General features: G+C 69.4%; 13 protein-coding genes. 7 read left to right on the top strand and 6 right to left on the bottom strand.

What is annotated here, in order from left to right; translation table 11 throughout:
* Positions 1 to 9: 9 nt before the first annotated feature.
* Both fmt and def read right to left on the bottom strand, forming a co-directional pair.
* Positions 10 to 951, bottom strand: a complete 942-nt coding sequence (fmt, locus tag E6O51_RS07930) for a methionyl-tRNA formyltransferase (RefSeq protein WP_136384442.1) — start codon at positions 949 to 951, stop codon at positions 10 to 12.
* 46 nt (positions 952 to 997) lie between these two features.
* Positions 998 to 1,501, bottom strand: coding sequence for a peptide deformylase (def, locus tag E6O51_RS07925; RefSeq protein WP_136384441.1), 504 nt, complete (start codon positions 1,499 to 1,501; stop codon positions 998 to 1,000).
* Positions 1,502 to 1,674: 173 nt separating this feature from the next.
* Here def and E6O51_RS07920 point away from each other — a divergent pair, with 173 nt between their 5' ends.
* The 4 genes from E6O51_RS07920 to E6O51_RS07905 all read left to right on the top strand — a co-directional run bounded on the left by E6O51_RS07920 (position 1,675) and on the right by E6O51_RS07905 (position 6,972).
* Complete coding sequence (locus E6O51_RS07920; protein ID WP_136384440.1) at positions 1,675 to 2,688, top strand: LysM peptidoglycan-binding domain-containing protein; 1,014 nt, start codon at positions 1,675 to 1,677, stop codon at positions 2,686 to 2,688.
* A gap of 1 nt (position 2,689) precedes the next feature.
* Positions 2,690 to 3,787 (top strand): DNA-processing protein DprA, encoded by a 1,098-nt coding sequence (dprA, locus tag E6O51_RS07915; protein WP_136384439.1) that lies wholly within the window; start codon positions 2,690 to 2,692, stop codon positions 3,785 to 3,787.
* Between the two features lie 86 nt (positions 3,788 to 3,873).
* Entirely contained in the window at positions 3,874 to 4,338 is a 465-nt protein-coding gene (locus tag E6O51_RS07910) for a DUF494 family protein (protein ID WP_136384438.1), read from the top strand.
* Positions 4,339 to 4,452: 114 nt separating this feature from the next.
* Complete coding sequence (locus E6O51_RS07905; protein WP_136384437.1) at positions 4,453 to 6,972, top strand: DNA topoisomerase III; 2,520 nt, start codon at positions 4,453 to 4,455, stop codon at positions 6,970 to 6,972.
* Positions 6,973 to 7,035: 63 nt separating this feature from the next.
* On the opposite strand, the gene E6O51_RS07900 is transcribed toward E6O51_RS07905, so the two are convergent.
* Positions 7,036 to 7,506 carry a Dps family protein gene (locus tag E6O51_RS07900; protein WP_136384436.1) on the bottom strand — a complete coding sequence of 157 codons (471 nt, stop codon included), beginning with the start codon at positions 7,504 to 7,506 and terminating at the stop codon, positions 7,036 to 7,038.
* 182 nt (positions 7,507 to 7,688) lie between these two features.
* Positions 7,689 to 8,627: a hydrogen peroxide-inducible genes activator gene (locus E6O51_RS07895; protein ID WP_136384435.1), complete on the bottom strand. Its 939-nt coding sequence runs from the start codon at positions 8,625 to 8,627 to the stop codon at positions 7,689 to 7,691.
* Positions 8,628 to 8,878: 251 nt separating this feature from the next.
* Here E6O51_RS07895 and E6O51_RS07890 point away from each other — a divergent pair, with 251 nt between their 5' ends.
* Positions 8,879 to 10,879, top strand: coding sequence for a TonB-dependent receptor plug domain-containing protein (locus E6O51_RS07890; protein WP_230976731.1), 2,001 nt, complete (start codon positions 8,879 to 8,881; stop codon positions 10,877 to 10,879).
* A gap of 131 nt (positions 10,880 to 11,010) precedes the next feature.
* On the top strand, positions 11,011 to 12,468 hold the full coding sequence (locus E6O51_RS07885; RefSeq protein WP_136384614.1) for a DegQ family serine endoprotease: 1,458 nt from the start codon (positions 11,011 to 11,013) through the stop codon (positions 12,466 to 12,468).
* Positions 12,469 to 12,559: 91 nt separating this feature from the next.
* Here E6O51_RS07885 and E6O51_RS07880 read toward each other — a convergent pair whose 3' ends face one another.
* Complete coding sequence (locus E6O51_RS07880; RefSeq protein WP_136384433.1) at positions 12,560 to 14,182, bottom strand: methyl-accepting chemotaxis protein; 1,623 nt, start codon at positions 14,180 to 14,182, stop codon at positions 12,560 to 12,562.
* A gap of 258 nt (positions 14,183 to 14,440) precedes the next feature.
* Here E6O51_RS07880 and E6O51_RS07875 point away from each other — a divergent pair, with 258 nt between their 5' ends.
* Positions 14,441 to 14,911, top strand: coding sequence for a c-type cytochrome (locus E6O51_RS07875; RefSeq protein ID WP_136384432.1), 471 nt, complete (start codon positions 14,441 to 14,443; stop codon positions 14,909 to 14,911).
* Positions 14,912 to 14,975: 64 nt separating this feature from the next.
* Here the strand turns inward: E6O51_RS07875 and E6O51_RS07870 are convergent, their stop codons facing one another.
* A complete protein-coding gene (locus E6O51_RS07870; RefSeq protein ID WP_136384431.1) occupies positions 14,976 to 15,674 on the bottom strand; it encodes a cytochrome b/b6 domain-containing protein in 699 nt (232 codons plus the stop codon).
* Positions 15,675 to 15,681 lie beyond the last annotated feature (7 nt).

The raw sequence follows: 15,681 nt of genomic DNA, 5'->3' as shown, positions 1-15,681 counted from the left end.
CGGGGGTTTTCAATCCGCTGCGAGTGCGAAGCGGTCGCCCACAGAGACCGGAAAACCGGCGAGAAATTCCCGCGCCGCCATGCGCTTGCTGCCCGCGCGCTGCAGCTCGGCGAGGCGCAGCGCGTCCGCGCCGCAGGCCACCACGATGCCGTCCGCGCCGGCGGCCAGCACCTCGCCCGGCAGGCCCGGGCCGTCCACGACCTCCGCACGCCAGACCTTGACGCCGGTATCGCGCAGCGTGCCGTGGGCGCCCGGAAACGGATCGAAGGCACGCACCGCCCGCGCCAGTTCGACGGCGGGGCGGCGCCAGTCGAGCGCGGCCTCGGCCTTGGCGATCTTGGCGGCGTAGGTCACCCCTTCCGCCGGCTGCGGCGTGGCCGGCAGGCCGTCCGGCAGGCGCCGCAGGGCCTCCACCCCCAGCCCGGCGCCGAGGACGGCGAGACGGTCGTGCAGGCTGCCGGTGGTGTCCCCGGGCAGGATGGGGATGCGCTTCGCCAGCAGCATGGGACCGGTGTCCAGGCCTTCGTCCATCTGCATGATGGTGATGCCGGTCTCGGCATCGCCGGCCTCGATGGCGCGGTGGATGGGCGCCGCACCCCGCCAGCGCGGCAGGAGCGAGGCGTGGATGTTGATGCAGCCCAGGCGCGGCAGGGCCAGCACCTCGGGCGGCAGCAGCAGGCCGTAGGCGGCCACCACCAGCACGTCCGGCGCCGCCGCCGCCAGGGCCGCGCGCTGCTCGGGGGTGCGCAGGCGCTCGGGCTGGTCCACCGGAATGCCGTGCTCCAGCGCCACCTGCTTGACCGGGCTGGGGGTGAGCTTCATGCCGCGCCCGGCGGGGCGGTCGGGCTGGGTGAGCACCAGCGCGACGCGGAAGCCGGCGTCGAGGATGGCCCGCAGCGCGCAGGCGGCGAATTCGGGCGTGCCGGCGAAGGCAAGCTTGAGTTCGGACATGGGGAGTCTCGTCGGGGAAACGTCGGCGCCGGGCGGCACCGGCGAGTCAGGCGGTGATGCGCGCCTTCTTGACCAGCTTGGCCTTGATGCGGTTGAGCTTGAGCGGCGACAGGTATTCCACGAACACCTTCCCGTCCAGGTGATCGATTTCGTGCTGGACACACACCGCGAGCAGGCCTTCCGCCTCCAGCTCGAAGGGTTTGCCGTCGGCATCGAGGGCACGCACTTTGACGCGTTCGGCGCGCGTCACCTTCTCGTAGACGCCGGGCACGGACAGGCAGCCTTCCTCGCACACCTGCTCGCCCGCGCGTTCGACGATCTCCGGGTTGATGAAGGCCATCAGCGCGGACTTGTCTTCGGTCACGTCGATCACCACCACCCGCTTGTGCACATTCACCTGGGTCGCCGCGAGTCCGATGCCGGGTGCCTCGTACATGGTTTCGGCCATGTCGCGCACCAGCTTGCGGATGTGGTCGTCCACCACGGCAACGGGGGCGGCGCGGGTGTGCAGGCGGGGATCGGGATAGCGGAGAATGGGTAGTAGAGCCATAAATGCTTGCCGGGTGAAGACATTACGTGCAGAATTTCAAGCGTTTTGACATGCCCACGTGCTGGGCCGGGCATGCGGGTCGCAACGGCGCCGGAATCTGCCGCTTCGACTCCCGTCCGGCTCATTGCGTTCCGGACCGGTCTGCCCCGGCCCGCACCAACCGGAAGCGAGCGATGATCCGCATTATATTCCCTCTCCTGCTCAGCGTTGCGACCCTGCTCAGCGGTACCGCGGCGGCGCAGCAGCCCGTCGAAATCGCCGACGACGCCCCCGATACCTACACCGTCGTGCGCGGCGACACCCTGTGGGACATCTCCGGGCGCTTCCTCAAGCAGCCGTGGCGCTGGCCGGAAGTGTGGCGGCTGAACCGGGAGCAGATCAGCAACCCGCACCTGATCTATCCGGGCCAGGTCATCTTCCTCGACCGCAACGGCCCCTGGCTTTCCATCGGCCGGCGGCTCGGCGACCAGAAGCTCTATCCGCAGGTGTATTCGGAATCCGCCGAGCAACCCATCCCCAGCATCCCGCTGGACGTCATCGAACCTTTCCTCGTCGCCCCGCTGGTGGTCGACGACAAGGCCATTGCCGGATCGGCCACCATCATCGCCGTCGACGGCGAGCGCGTGTTCGCCGGCGGCAACGACACCGTGTTCGCCAAGAACGTGCAGCCCGGCAAGGACAACTGGCAGGTCTATCGCAAGTCCCGCCCGCTGACCGACCCGCTCACCAAGGAAGTGCTCGGCTACGAGGCGGTACACCTGGGCTCCGCCCGTGTCACCGAACACGGCACGCCGGCCACGTTGCGGCTGGCCAGCGCGCTGGAGGAAATCGGCGCGGGCGACCTGGCGCTGCCCAGTGATCGGCCCGCCGTGTTCTCCTACGTGCCGCACGCGCCGGACTCGGAGATCGACGGCCGCATCATCGCCATCCACCGGGGCGTCGAAGTGGCCGGCACCCACAGCGTGGTGATCCTCAACGTGGGCGAGCGCGAAGGCCTGGAAAGCGGCCACGTGCTGGCGCTGTGGCGCAACCGCGGCAGCGTGAAGTACGAGCGCGAGACCTTCGCCCTGCCGCAGCAGCGCTACGGCCTGGCCTTCGTGTTCCGCGTCTTCGACCGCGTCGCCTACGCGCTGGTGATGCATACCGACGGCCAGGTCACCGTGGGCGACGGCGTGCGCAAGCCCTGAGTTGCCGCGGCCGCCGCAGGATCTCGCCGCCTGGCTGCGGCTGACGCTGGCGGCCGGCATCGGGCCGGAACGCCAGCGCCGCCTGCTCGCCGCCTTCGGCCTGCCCGAATCGGTGTTCGCCGCCGGGCGCGGCGCCCTGGTCGCGGTGGTCGGCCGTGAGACGGCCGACGCCGTGCTCGCCCCGCCCGACCAGGCTGCCATCGACACGGCGCTGGCCTGGGCGGAAGAACCGGGCAACCACGTCCTCACCCTGGCCGACGCCGGCTACCCCCAAGCCCTCTACGACGCGCCGGACCCGCCGGTGCTGCTCTACGCCAAGGGCGACCTCACCCTGCTGGAACGGCCCGCGCTCGCCATCGTCGGCGCGCGTTCGGCCACGCCGCAGGGCCAGGACAACGCACGCGCCTTCGCCCGCAATCTCGCCGAACAGGGCTTCGCCATCGTCAGCGGGCTGGCCCTGGGCATCGATGCGGCCGCCCACCGCGGCGCGCTGGACGCCGACGGGGGCGGGACCATCGCCGTGATCGGCACCGGCGCCGACCGCATCTACCCGGCACGCAACCAGGCCCTGGCGCGCAGCATCGCCGAACGGGGGCTGATCCTCAGCGAATTCCCCCTCGGCACTCCGCCGCTGCCGCACAACTTCCCGCGCCGCAACCGCCTCATCGCCGGCCTGGCGCGCGGCGTGCTGGTGGTCGAGGCGGCGCTGGGCAGCGGATCGCTGATCACCGCCCGCCTGGCCGCCGAGAGCGGGCGCGAGGTGTTCGCCATTCCCGGCTCCATCCATTCGCCGCTGGCACGCGGCTGCCATCGCCTGATCCGCGACGGCGCCAAGCTGGTGGAGACGGCCGCCGACATCCTCGAAGAGCTGCGCTGGGGCGGCCCGGCGGCACCCGCCCCGAACCCGCCCGCCGCGCAGACGGCCCTCCCGGACGAGGCCGAAGGCCTGCTCGCGCACCTGGGCCACGACCCGGTGGACCTGGACACGCTGGCCGAACGCACCGGCTTGACGGTGGATGCGCTGTACGCCATCCTGCTCCCCATGGAACTGGACGGCCGTGTCGCCCGCTTGCCGGGGGGCCGGTTCCAGCGCCGCTGAACCCCGCCGGCAGCGCACCGCCCGCCGGGTCCGCGTCCGCCGTACCGCAGCATCCCTCGCCCGCCGCCGCCCAGCAGGAGGTCATCGTGTTCGATATTCTGGTCTACCTCTTCGAGAGCTACGTCCATGCCGGGGCCTGTCCGGCCGCCGAGCAGCTCGCCCGCAAGCTGTCGGCCGCCGGCTTCGAGGACGACGAGATCTCCGAAGCGCTCGAATGGCTCTCCGGCCTGCGCGAGATGGCCCACGCGGCGTGGCCCGAGATCTCGCCGCGCAGCGATTCGGTGCGCATCTACGCCGACGTCGAGATGGCCCGTCTGAACGCCGAATGCCGCGGCTTCATCGCTTTCCTGGAAAACGCCGGCGTGCTCGACGCCACCACCCGCGAGCTGATCATCGAACGCGCGCTGGCGCTGGAGCGCTTCAACGTCAACCTCCACCGCCTCAAGGTCATCGTATTGATGGTGCTGTGGCAACAGGAGCAGCCGCTGGACAGCCTGATTCTGGACGAACTGCTCAACGGCGAGGACGAAGACGTTCTTGCCCTGCAATAACCCCCTTCGCCGTAACGCCGCTTGCGCGCGTCACGGCCGGCTGCTTATCATCCGCCGCTCCACATCCACCCGTCGGCATTGCCTTCCGGCACGCCCGACCCACTCCCCCACGGCATGAGCAAGCAACTGATCATCGCGGAAAAACCCTCGGTCGCGGCGGACATCGCCCGCGCGCTGGGCGGTTTCACCAAGGAAAAGGACCATTACGAGTCCGACCAATACGTGCTCTCCTCGGCCGTGGGCCACCTGCTGGAACTGGTGGTGCCGGACGAATACGAGGTCAAGCGCGGCAAATGGACCTTCGCCCACCTGCCGGTGATCCCGCCGCGCTTCGCCCTCAAGCCGGTGGAAAAGACCGACGACCGCCTCAAGCTGCTCACCCGGCTGATCAAGCGCAAGGACGTGGACGGCCTGGTCAACGCCTGCGACGCGGGGCGCGAGGGTGAGCTGATCTTCAACTACATCGTGCAGCACGCCAAGACCGACAAGCCGGTGCGCCGCCTGTGGCTGCAGTCCATGACGGCCCAGGCCATCCGCGACGGCTTCGCCCACCTGCGCGCCGCCCAGGAGGTGGAGGGCCTGCGCTCGGCGGCCATCTGCCGCGCCGAGAGCGACTGGCTGATCGGCATCAACGGCACCCGCGCCATGACCGCCTTCAACTCCAAGACCGGCGGCTTCCACCTCACCACCGTGGGCCGCGTGCAGACGCCCACGCTGGCCATCGTGGTGGAGCGCGAGGAGCGCATCCGCAAGTTCAAGCCGCGCGACTACTGGGAGCTGGAGGCCGACTTCGCCTGCGCCGCCGGCCACTATCCGGGGCGCTGGTTCGACGAGAACTTCAGGAAGCCCGAGGGCGACGAGCACGCCACCGCCTTCCGCCTGTGGGACAAGAGCAAGGCCGAGGCCATCCGCACCAAGTGCGAGGGCAAACAGGGCACGGTGAGCGAGGAGGCCAAGCCCTCCACCCAGCTCTCGCCGCTGCTCTTCGACCTCACCAGCCTGCAGCGCGAGGCCAACGGCCGCTTCGGCTTCTCCGCCCGGGTCACGCTACAGATCGCCCAGGCCCTGTACGAGAAGCACAAGGTGCTGACCTATCCGCGGACCGACGCCCGCGCGCTGCCCGAGGACTACCTGGCCACGGTCAAGGACGTGCTGCGCACCCTGCCCGAGGAATACACCCCCTTCGCCGGCGAGATCGCCAAACAGGGCTGGGTGCGGCCCAACAAGCGCATCTTCAACAACGCCAAGATTTCCGACCACTTCGCCATCATCCCCACCGGCACGCTGCCCAAGCACCTGTCGGAAGCGGAGCAGAAGATCTACGACCTGGTCACACGCCGCTTCCTGGCGGTGTTCTACCCGGCCGCCGAGTACCGCATCACCACCCGCATCACGCGCATCGAGAACGAGGCCTTCAAGACCGAGGGCAAGGTGCTGGTGAGTCCGGGCTGGCTGACCATCTACGGCAAGGCCGCGGCGGTGGACGAGGACGAGGGCGGCAGCCCGCAATTGGTGCCGATCCAGGCCGGCGAGACGGTGTGCGCCGAGGAGATCGCCCTGAAGTCCCTGGTCACCAAGCCGCCGGCGCGCTTCAACGAAGCCACGCTGCTCTCCGCCATGGAAGGCGCCGGCAAGATGGTGGACGACGAGGAGCTGCGCGCCGCCATGGCCGAACGCGGCCTGGGCACGCCGGCCACCCGCGCGCAGATCATCGAAGGGCTGATCACCGAGCAGTACCTGCACCGGGAGGGGCGCGAGCTGATCCCCAGCGCCAAGGCCTTCTCGCTGATCACGCTGTTGAAGGGCCTGGGCGTCAATGCCCTGACCTCGCCGGAACTGACCGGCGGCTGGGAGTACAAGCTCGCGCGCATGGAACGCGGCGAGCTGTCGCGCGAGGCCTTCATGGGCGAGATCGCCGAGATGGCGCGGGAGGTGGTGGAGCGCGCCAAGCGCTTCGAGTCCGACACCGTGCCGGGCGACTTCGTGACCCTGAAGACGCCGTGCCCGAAATGCGGCGGGGTGGTCAGGGAGAACTACAAGAAGTTCGCCTGCCAGGCCTGCGACTGGAGCACCTGGAAGATCGTCGCCGGGCGCCAGTTCGAGTACGAGGAGATCGAAACCCTGCTGCGCGAAGGCCGGGTCGGCCCGCTGACCGGCTTCCGCAACAAGATGGGGCGGCTGTTCAACGCCGAGATCGTGCTCAACGGGGACAAGCAGCCCACCTTCGACTTCGGCCAGCCCAGGGACGAGGACGGCGGGGAGGAGGTGGATTTCTCCGCCCAGCAGCCCCTCGGCGCCTGCCCCAAGTGCGGCGGCCGGGTGTTCGAGCACGGCATGGCCTACGTGTGCGAGAAGTCGGTGGGGGCGCAGAAGTCCTGCGACTTCCGTTCCGGCAAGGTGATCCTGCAGCAGCCCATCGAGCGTGAGCAGATGGCGAAGCTGCTCGCCGACGGCAAGACCGAGCTGCTCAAGGGCTTCGTCTCGGCGCGCACACGGCGCAAGTTCTCGGCCTTCCTGGTGCGCGGCGCGGACGGCAAGGTCGGCTTCGAGTTCGAGGCGAAAGCCCCGCGGGCGCCCAAGGCCGGCGCGGCCGACAAACCGGCGGCGAAGAAACGCGCGGCCAAGGGGGGGTGACGCTCTCGCGGCACCAAGACAAACGGGCCCTTGCGGGCCCGTCGTCCTTTCTGCCGGCCGTGCTCAGGCTTCGAGCAGGCTGCGCAGCATCCAGGCGTTCTTCTCGTGCACCTGCATGCGCTGGGTCAGCAGGTCCAGGGTCGGCTCGTCGCTCACCTTGTCGGCCAGCGGGGCGACGCTGCGCGCGGTCTTGACCACCGCTTCCTGGCCCTGCACCAGGATGCGGATCATGTCTTCCGCGCTCGGCACGCCTTCCGGCTCCTGCAGGCTGGCGAGCTTCTGGAAGGCCTTGTAGGTGCCCGGCGCCGGGAAGCCCAGCGCGCGGATGCGCTCGGCCACCAGATCGACCGCCAGCGCCAGTTCGTTGTACTGCGCCTCGAACATCAGGTGCAGGGTGTTGAACATCGGCCCGGTGACGTTCCAGTGGAAGTTGTGGGTGGTGAGGTAGAGCGTGTAGCTGTCGGCCAGCAGGCGCGACAGGCCGTCGGCGATCTTGGCGCGGTCCTTCTTGTTGATACCGATGTCGATGTCCATGGTCGTTCTCCTTGTACGGTCGGTTGGCGTTGTCGCGACGGCATCCGGCACCGTGCCGGACACCTGCATGCTTTATGGCTGCATCGTATTCAATCCATGCGCCGCCAGCCAATTGAATCTCGGCATGGGCATCATCGTGAAAACCCATCGCGGCATGATGGTTATTCTAGCTGCCCGCCCGTTCAGGCGGGTTCCGGCAGCGGTGCGCGCCCGATCGGGCGCGCACCAGGCAGGCCGCATTCGAAGATGGCGGTGCGCAGCACGTCGATCGCGCCGCTGCGCGGGTAGGTCACGCGCCAGGCCAGCGCCACCCGGCGCGCGGGCTCCGGTGCGGTGAACGGACGCACCGCGACGAGGGGATTCTGCCCCTCCAGCTCGTCGGCCGCCGAGCTGGGCAGCACGGTCACGCCCAGGCCGGTGGCCACCATGTGGCGGATGGTCTCCAGCGAGCTGCCCTCCAGCGTGCGCTGCAGGCCGCCCACGTTGCGGCACTGCGGACAGACCTCCAGCACCTGCTCGCGGAAGCAGTTGCCGGCACCGAGCAGCAGCAACTGGTCGTCGGCGAGCTGCCCGGCGTCGATGTGCGACTTCTCCGTCCACGGATGGCTGCTGGGCAGCAGCACGCGGAAGGGTTCCTCGTATACCGGCTGCGCCACCACGCCCGGCTCGTCGAAGGGCAGCGAGATGATGATCACGTCCAGTTCCCCGCGCTTGAGCGCGTCGGCCAGGCGGGCGGTGTAGTTCTCGTGGATGATCAGCGGCATGCGCGGCGCGATCTGGTGCACGCGCGGGATCAGGCGCGGCAGCAGGTAGGGGCCGATGGTGTAGATCACGCCGACGCGCAGCGGGCCGGACAGCGGATCCTTGCCGGCGGCGGCGATCTCGTGGATCTGGGTGGCCTCCACCAGCACCTTCTCGGCCTGGGCGACGATGCGCCGCCCGGTCTCGGTGATCTTCACTTCGGTGGCGCTGCGCTCGAAGAGCTGCACGCCGAGCTCTTCCTCGACCTTCTTGATCGCCACCGACAGGGTCGGCTGGCTCACGTGGCACTTTTCCGCCGCCCGGCCGAAATGGCGTTCGCGGGCCAGCGCGACGAGATAGCGGAGATCGGTTAGCGTCATGGCAAATCCTGCCACGCCGGGGCGCGTCTGTTGTTGCGGATGACGGATGTTACCCCGCGGGCGCCGATCTGCGTACATGCGCGCAAGGCGATATACTCCGGAACGAGCCGCAGATGGGACGAACGGCTTATAACGGACACATTCGCACCGACCACGAAAACGACAACGGCATGCTTCTACGGGAACCTCTCCGTGCACTCTGCGGACTCGGTCTGGCCGCCATCGCGGGGATCGCGGGTGCGGGTGCCGAGGTGGGGGACGAAGCATCCTTCTTCGAGGCGCTGCCGGTGGTGCTCACCGTCTCGCGCCTGCCCCAGCCGGTGCAGGACACCCCGGGCGCGGCCACCGTCATCGACGCCGAACTGATCGCCGCCACCGGCTACCGCGACCTCGCCCGCCTGCTGCGCCTGGTGCCCGGCATGCAGGTCGGCCAGGAACGCGGCAACGACCAGTGGGTGACCTACCACGGCCTGGGCTCCGACTACCCCAACCAGATGCAGGTGCTGGTGGACGGCCGCTCGATCTATTCGCCCTACTTCTTCGGCGGCGCGGACTGGGGCGCGCTGCCGGTCGCGCTGGCGGACATCGAGCGCATCGAGGTGGTGCGCGGCTCCGATTCAGCGGCCTACGGCTCCAACGCCTTCCTCGGCGTGGTCAACATCATCACCCGCCACACCGCGGCGGAGTCCGGCAGCTCGGTACAGGTGAACGCGGGCAACCGCGGCATCGCCGATGTGACCGCACGCGCGGTGATGCAGCACGGACCCCTCGGCCTGCGCCTGACCGCGCAGCGCCAGCGCGACGACGGCATGCCGGACATGCACGACGGGCGCGACATCCGCGTGCTCAACCTGCGCGGCGACCTGCGCCTGGGCGAGCGCGACGAACTCACGCTGCTGGCCGGGCTCAGCGAGGGTGAGCGCGACATGGGCTACTCCGGCGTGCTGTTCGACAGCAGCGCCACGCGCACCGCGCGCCACCTGGACCGCAGCCTGCACCTGCGCTGGCGCCACACCCCGGCGCCGGACGAGGAGTGGTCGCTGGCCTACTATCACAACCGCGAACGCACGCGCGACGACTGGTTCGTGGATTCGAGCCGCAATATCGAGACCATCGAGGGAGCCCTGCCGCCCGCCGTCCGCGACTACCTGCTCGATGCCAAGCGCATTCCCGTGGACAACGACCGCGACAGCCGGCGCGACAACGTGGAACTGCAGCACCGCTTCCGAGCCGGCGCCGCCACACAACTGCTGTGGGGCGCCGAATGGCGGCGCGACTGGCTGGACGCACCTTACCTGTTCTATGGCAAAGGCGCCCAGAGCCAGCACGAGTGGCGCCTGTTCGGCAACCTGGAGTGGCGCCTGGCGCCCCGGTGGCTGGTCAACGCCGGCGCCATGGCCGAACGCATCGACGCCGACCGCACCCGCCTCGCCCCGCGCCTGTTCCTGAACTGGCAGCCGCAGGCGACGCAGACCGTGCGCATCGGCTGGTCGCGCGCCTGGCGCCAGCCCTCCCTGTTCGAACGCGAGGCCGACGTGCGCATCGTGCACGAGGGCCAGGTGCTCAACTACCGCCACCTTCCCAACCCGGACATCCAGCCGCAGCGCATCGATGCCTTCGAGGTCGGCTATCTCGGCGTGCTGCCGGTGGCCGCCGGCACGCTGGACCTGCGCCTCTTCCACGAGCGCATCCGCGATCTGGTTCAGCGCCGTCCGGTAGACGTGACCGGCCTGCCGCTGGCCAGCCCGCCGGTGGTGCAGCAGGTGCTGGGCTCGACGCGCTGGGAGAACTTCGACGGGACGGTGCGCCTGAACGGCTTGGAGTACCGCCTGAACCTGCACCCGTGGCGGGACGGCGAGCTGATCTTCAACCACAGCCTGATCCGGGTCTCCAGCAACGACCGCAGCGTGCGCGACAGCGTGGCCCCCTACACCGCCGGGCTCACGCTGCTGCAGCGCCTCGGCCTGTGGCAGGGTTCGCTGAGCGTACTGCGCATGGGGCCCATCGACGCCGGCTCGGGCTACGTGCGCGAGTTCCGCTACCGCGTGCCGGCCTATACCACGGTGGATTTCAGCGTCGCACGCAGCACCCGCCTGGGCGGCGTACCAGTCGAACTGCGCCTGTCCGGCATCAACCTCTTCGGCCGCCACCAGGAGTTGGCGCACCGGCCGCTGCAGTTCCTCCACGGCACGCAGCGCCCCGCCAACGAAATCGGGCGGCAGGTCCACCTGAGCGTACGCGCGAGCTTCTGAACCGGCCCCGGCAGGGGAACGACAAGGCTTGAAACAGCGCGCATCGGCCCCAGTTTCCCCGCCTGGGGAACGGCGCGCGCGATTGCGCGTCCACAGCCCTGTCCTTTTTTCAACGCGGAAGCCCCATGACGATGCGAAACCTGATCGTTGCCAGCACCCTGGCCCTGACTCTCGCCGCCTGCCTGCCCGAAGGCTTCACGGTATCGTCCTCCCACGCCAGCGCCCCCGCGCCCGCAGTAGGCGCATCGCCCAGCCGCTACGGCCTGCCCGACTTCGGCGACCTGGTCGAAGAGGTCGGTGCCGCCGTGGTCAATATCAGCGTGGTCCAGCAGGCCCCGGCGATCGCCGACGGCAGCCCCTTCGCCGACGACCCGTTCTACGACTTCCTGCGCCGCTTCGGCATTCCGCTGCCGGGCGTGCCAAGCATGCCGGGAATGCCCGGCAGCGGCCCGCGCATCAGCCGCGGCATCGGCTCCGGCTTCATCGTCAGCGCCGACGGCTACGTGCTGACCAACGCCCACGTCGTGGGCGAGGGCGAAACCGAGGTCACCGTGCGCCTGATCGACAAGCGCGAGTTCAAGGCCAAGGTGGTCGGCACCGACCCGCGCACCGACGTCGCCCTGCTCAAGATCGACGCCACCGGGCTGCCGACGGTGAAGATCGGCGACCCGGAGCGCACCCGCGTGGGCGAATGGGTGGTGGCCGTGGGCTCCCCCTTCGGCTTCGACAACACGGTCACGGCCGGCATCATCTCCGCCAAGGCGCGCCGCCTGCCGGACGAGAACTACGTGCCCTTCATCCAGACCGACGTGGCCATCAACCCCGGCAATTCGGGCGGCCCGCTGTTCAACCTGGCGGGCGAGGTGGTCGGCATCAACTCGCAGATCTACTCCCGCTCCGGCGGCTTCATGGGCATCTCCTTCGCCATTCCCATCGACGTGGCGATGAACGTCAAGGACCAGTTGGTCGAGTTCGGCCGCGTACAGCGCGGCAGGCTGGGCGTGACCATCCAGGGCGTCAGCGGCGAGCTGGCCGAATCCTTCGGCATGGAGAAGGCCGCCGGCGCGCTGGTGTCCAGCGTCGAACCGGGCAGCCCGGCGGAGAAGGCCGGCATCCGCGCGGGCGACGTGGTGCTCGGCGTGGACGGCGCCGAAGTGGCCGATTCGGCCGACCTGCCGCGCATCATCGGCGACAAGCGCCCCGGCACCAAGGTGCGCCTGCGCTTGTGGCGCGACGGCAAGACGCGCGACGTCACCGCGGTGCTGGGCGAGATGAGCAGCGAGCCGCTGGCCGCGGCGGAGCCGGCTGCCGGCGAAAGCGCCGGCAGCCGCCTGGGGCTGGCGGCGCGCGCGCTGAACCCCCGCGAGGCGAGCCAGCTCGGCGTGGCCGGCGGCCTGGTGGTCGAGCGGGCCAGCGGCCCGGCCGCGCGCGCCGGCCTGCAGCAGGGCGACGTGATCCTCGCGCTGAACAACCAGCCGGTACGCACGGTGGAGGAATTCCGCCAGTTGCTCGACCGCGCCGGCAACCGCTTCGCGCTGCTGATCCAGCGCGGCGACGCGCGCCTGTTCGTGCCCATCCGCCTCGGCTGACCACGCGTCGAGCGCGATCCTTGGCCGCACGGCGGCCGGTCAACGAAAAACCCCCGGCTGCGAGCCGGGGGTTTTTCCTGCAGCGCGGCGGCTAGACGCGGAAGCGCGACACCGATTCCTGCAGGCCGGCGGCCAGGCGTTCGAGTTCCTGCGCCGCGGCCACCGTGTCCTCGATGGCCTGGTTGTTCTCCCGCGCCATGTTGGCGATCGCGTCGATGTTCTGCGTCACCTGCTCGCTGGCGCGGCGCTGCTCCTCGGTGGCGCCGGCGATGCGGTCCAGGCCCTCGCCCACCTCGCTCACCGACGCGTTGGCCGCGTCGAGCACGTCCGACACTTCATCGGCCGCCTTGCGGCTCGAATCCAGGTGCTCCATGCCGCGCTGGATGGACTTCTGCACCGATTGCGACTGGCGCGTGATCTCCTGGGTGATGTCGTCGATCTCGCTCGCCGAGCGCGCGGACTTCTCCGCCAGCTTGCGCACCTCGTCGGCCACCACCGCGAAGCCGCGGCCCTGCTCGCCGGCGCGCGCGGCCTCGATGGCGGCGTTGAGCGCGAGCAGGTTGGTCTGCTCGGCGATCTCGCGCACCTCCTGCGTCATGCTGGTGATGGACTTGGTCGAGTCCACGAAGGCGGACACCGATTCGGCCATGTGGCGCACGGCCTGCTGGACTTCGCCGACCTCGCCGATCAACTGCTCCAGGCTGCTCTTGCCTTCCTGCGAGCGGGCCAGGCTGTCGCGGGAGCGGTCGCGCACGGCCTCGGTGCTGGAGGCGATGTGGGTGATGTTGTCGAGCATCTCCTCCACCGCGCCGGCCGCGCTCACCGACTGGTCGTTCTGCCGGTGTGAACTCTGTGCCACCCGCGCCGCGCTCGCCGACAGGCCGCGCGCCGACTGCGCCACCGCCTCGGCCGACTGGCTGACCTGGCGCACCAGCCCGCCTATGGTGCTCATCATCTGGTTGAAGGTGGTGGCGGTGAAACCGATCTCGTCCTGGCCGCGCACGTCCAGGCGGCGGGTCAGGTCGCCCTCGCCGCGGGCGATGTCGGACAGGCTGTCGGTCAGGTGCGACAGGGGGCGGGTGACGAAGGAACGCACGAAGAGCACGACGAAGCCGAGCAGCGGCACGGACACCAGGATCGCGAACAGGAAGATCTTGTTGCGGAAGCCGACCACGGCCTCGTTCACCTTGTCCAGCGAGATGCGCATGCTCACCGCGCCCAGTACCGCACCTTCCGGCACCTGATGGCAGATCAGACAGTCCTTGCCCAGGTAGTTCTTCGACGCCTTCGCCGGCAGCACCACGCGCAGGTGCTCGCCGTACTGGGCGTCGCGCTCGACGCGCATCACCGGCTCGCCGCCGGCCAGCACCCCGCTCTCGGCCCCGTCGGTGGCACGCTCGGTATCGCTGCCCGGGCCGAACAGGCGGGTGGTGGCCTCGCCGCGCAGCACCTTCAGGTCGCGCACCGCGGAAAGCTCCTTGATCTGGTCGAGGAACACGTCGCGCTGGCCCACCGTGCCGGTGATCATCATGCCGGTCAGGCCGGCCATGGTCATCTCGTTGACGGTGGCGGCGAAATCCTTGGCCTGATCGATGGCGGTATCGCGGTTCACCTGGGTTTCCCAGATGATCATGGTGGTCCACGCCACGATCAGCATCAGCCAGATCACGGCTGTCAGTCGGAACCAGATCGGCAGGTCGGCGAGGCGACGCATGATGTACTCCCTGTGCCCGGCCACCCGGCCGGCGTGTTTCGGTTGCAGTCGCTATTATCTACGACCTTCGGGGCGCTTCCTTTAGCAGTTTCCGCGACAGAAGACGGGAGGCCGCGGAAGTGAACGCTCACGGAATATCATAAATTGCTGATAGACTCGATTGAACCATTTTCCCATCGCTGCTGTCGCAGTCGGGTCCGGTGCGCAGTTTTCCGCAACGCAGCATTCATTTCCAATAACCAGACTGAGAGGTCATCCATGAAGAAACTCCTTGCCGGCGCCGTCTTCGGCGTTGCCGCCCTGTCCATTGCCACCGCCGCGGTGGCCCAGACGAAGCCCGAAGACGCGATCAAGTTCCGCCAGGCCGGCTACGCGTTCATGGCCTGGAACATGGGCAAGATCAAGGCCCAGGTGGTGGACGGCGCCGTGCCGTACAACAAGGACCAGGTGGCCGCCGCCGCCAGCGTCATCGCCGCGGTCGCCAACTCCGGCATGGGCGCGCTGTACCCCGCCGGCAGCGACAAGGGCAGCGGCTTCCATGAAACCAAGGTCAAGGGCGAGTTCTTCACCGACGGCGAAGGTGTGGCCAAGGTCGCCGTGAGCTTCAACAAGGCTGCCAACGACCTCGCCGCCGCCGCCGCCACCGGCGACCAGGGTGCCATCAAGGCCGCCTTCGGCGAAGTCGGCAAGGCCTGCAAGGCCTGTCACGACAGCTACCGCGCCAAGTAAGCCCGCGCGCAGCCGGACTTGGAAACGGCCACCCCCGGGTGGCCGTTTTTCTTTGGCGGACGCCTCACCAGGCCGGCACGGCGGCCGGTTCGGGCGGCGGCGGGGGCGGAGGAAGCAGGCCGCCTGCGGCGATCCACGCCGCAGCGAGCCCCACGGCCAACGCGATCACGAAGGCCACCACAGTGCCACCGCGGGTGGAGTCGGCCTCCGGGTCGTCCACTTCCTTCCAGCCGGTGATCATCGGCTTGACCAGGTTGTCCTTCTTGGCGTGCAGGTAGAACACCACCGCCCCCACGTGCACCGCCACCAGCCCGGCCAGCCACCACAGCATGCTGCCGTGCACGCCGGTGATCCAGTCGCTGGTGGCCTTGTCCACCAGCGCGCGCAGGGGCCCTTCGAAGGCGATGTCGTCGTTGGTGAACAGGCCGCTCACCGCCTGGAAGCCGAACAGGCCCAGCAGGGCCAGCACCGATAGCGCGCCCACCGGGTTGTGGCCGATGCCGCGCCACTGGCCGCGCAGGTAGGCGGCGATGGCGCCGGGGCCGCGCACGAAGCGGGTGAAGCGCGCGGTCTGGGAGCCGATGACGCCCCAGGTCAGGCGGAAGGCGATCAGGCCGACCAGGATCACGCCGAGGCGCTGGTGGTGCACCATCATGTTGCCGCCGTTCACGCCGGTCAGGACCGCCGCGACGGCGACCACCACCAGGGACCAGTGGAACAGGCGGGTGGGCAGGTCCCACACGCGGATGCGCTTGCGATTCATCGCTGAC

This window comes from Pseudothauera rhizosphaerae (assembly GCF_004801305.1).
GTDB lineage: Bacteria > Pseudomonadota > Gammaproteobacteria > Burkholderiales > Rhodocyclaceae > Pseudothauera > Pseudothauera rhizosphaerae.
This window is presented reverse-complemented; position numbering and strand designations above follow the sequence as displayed.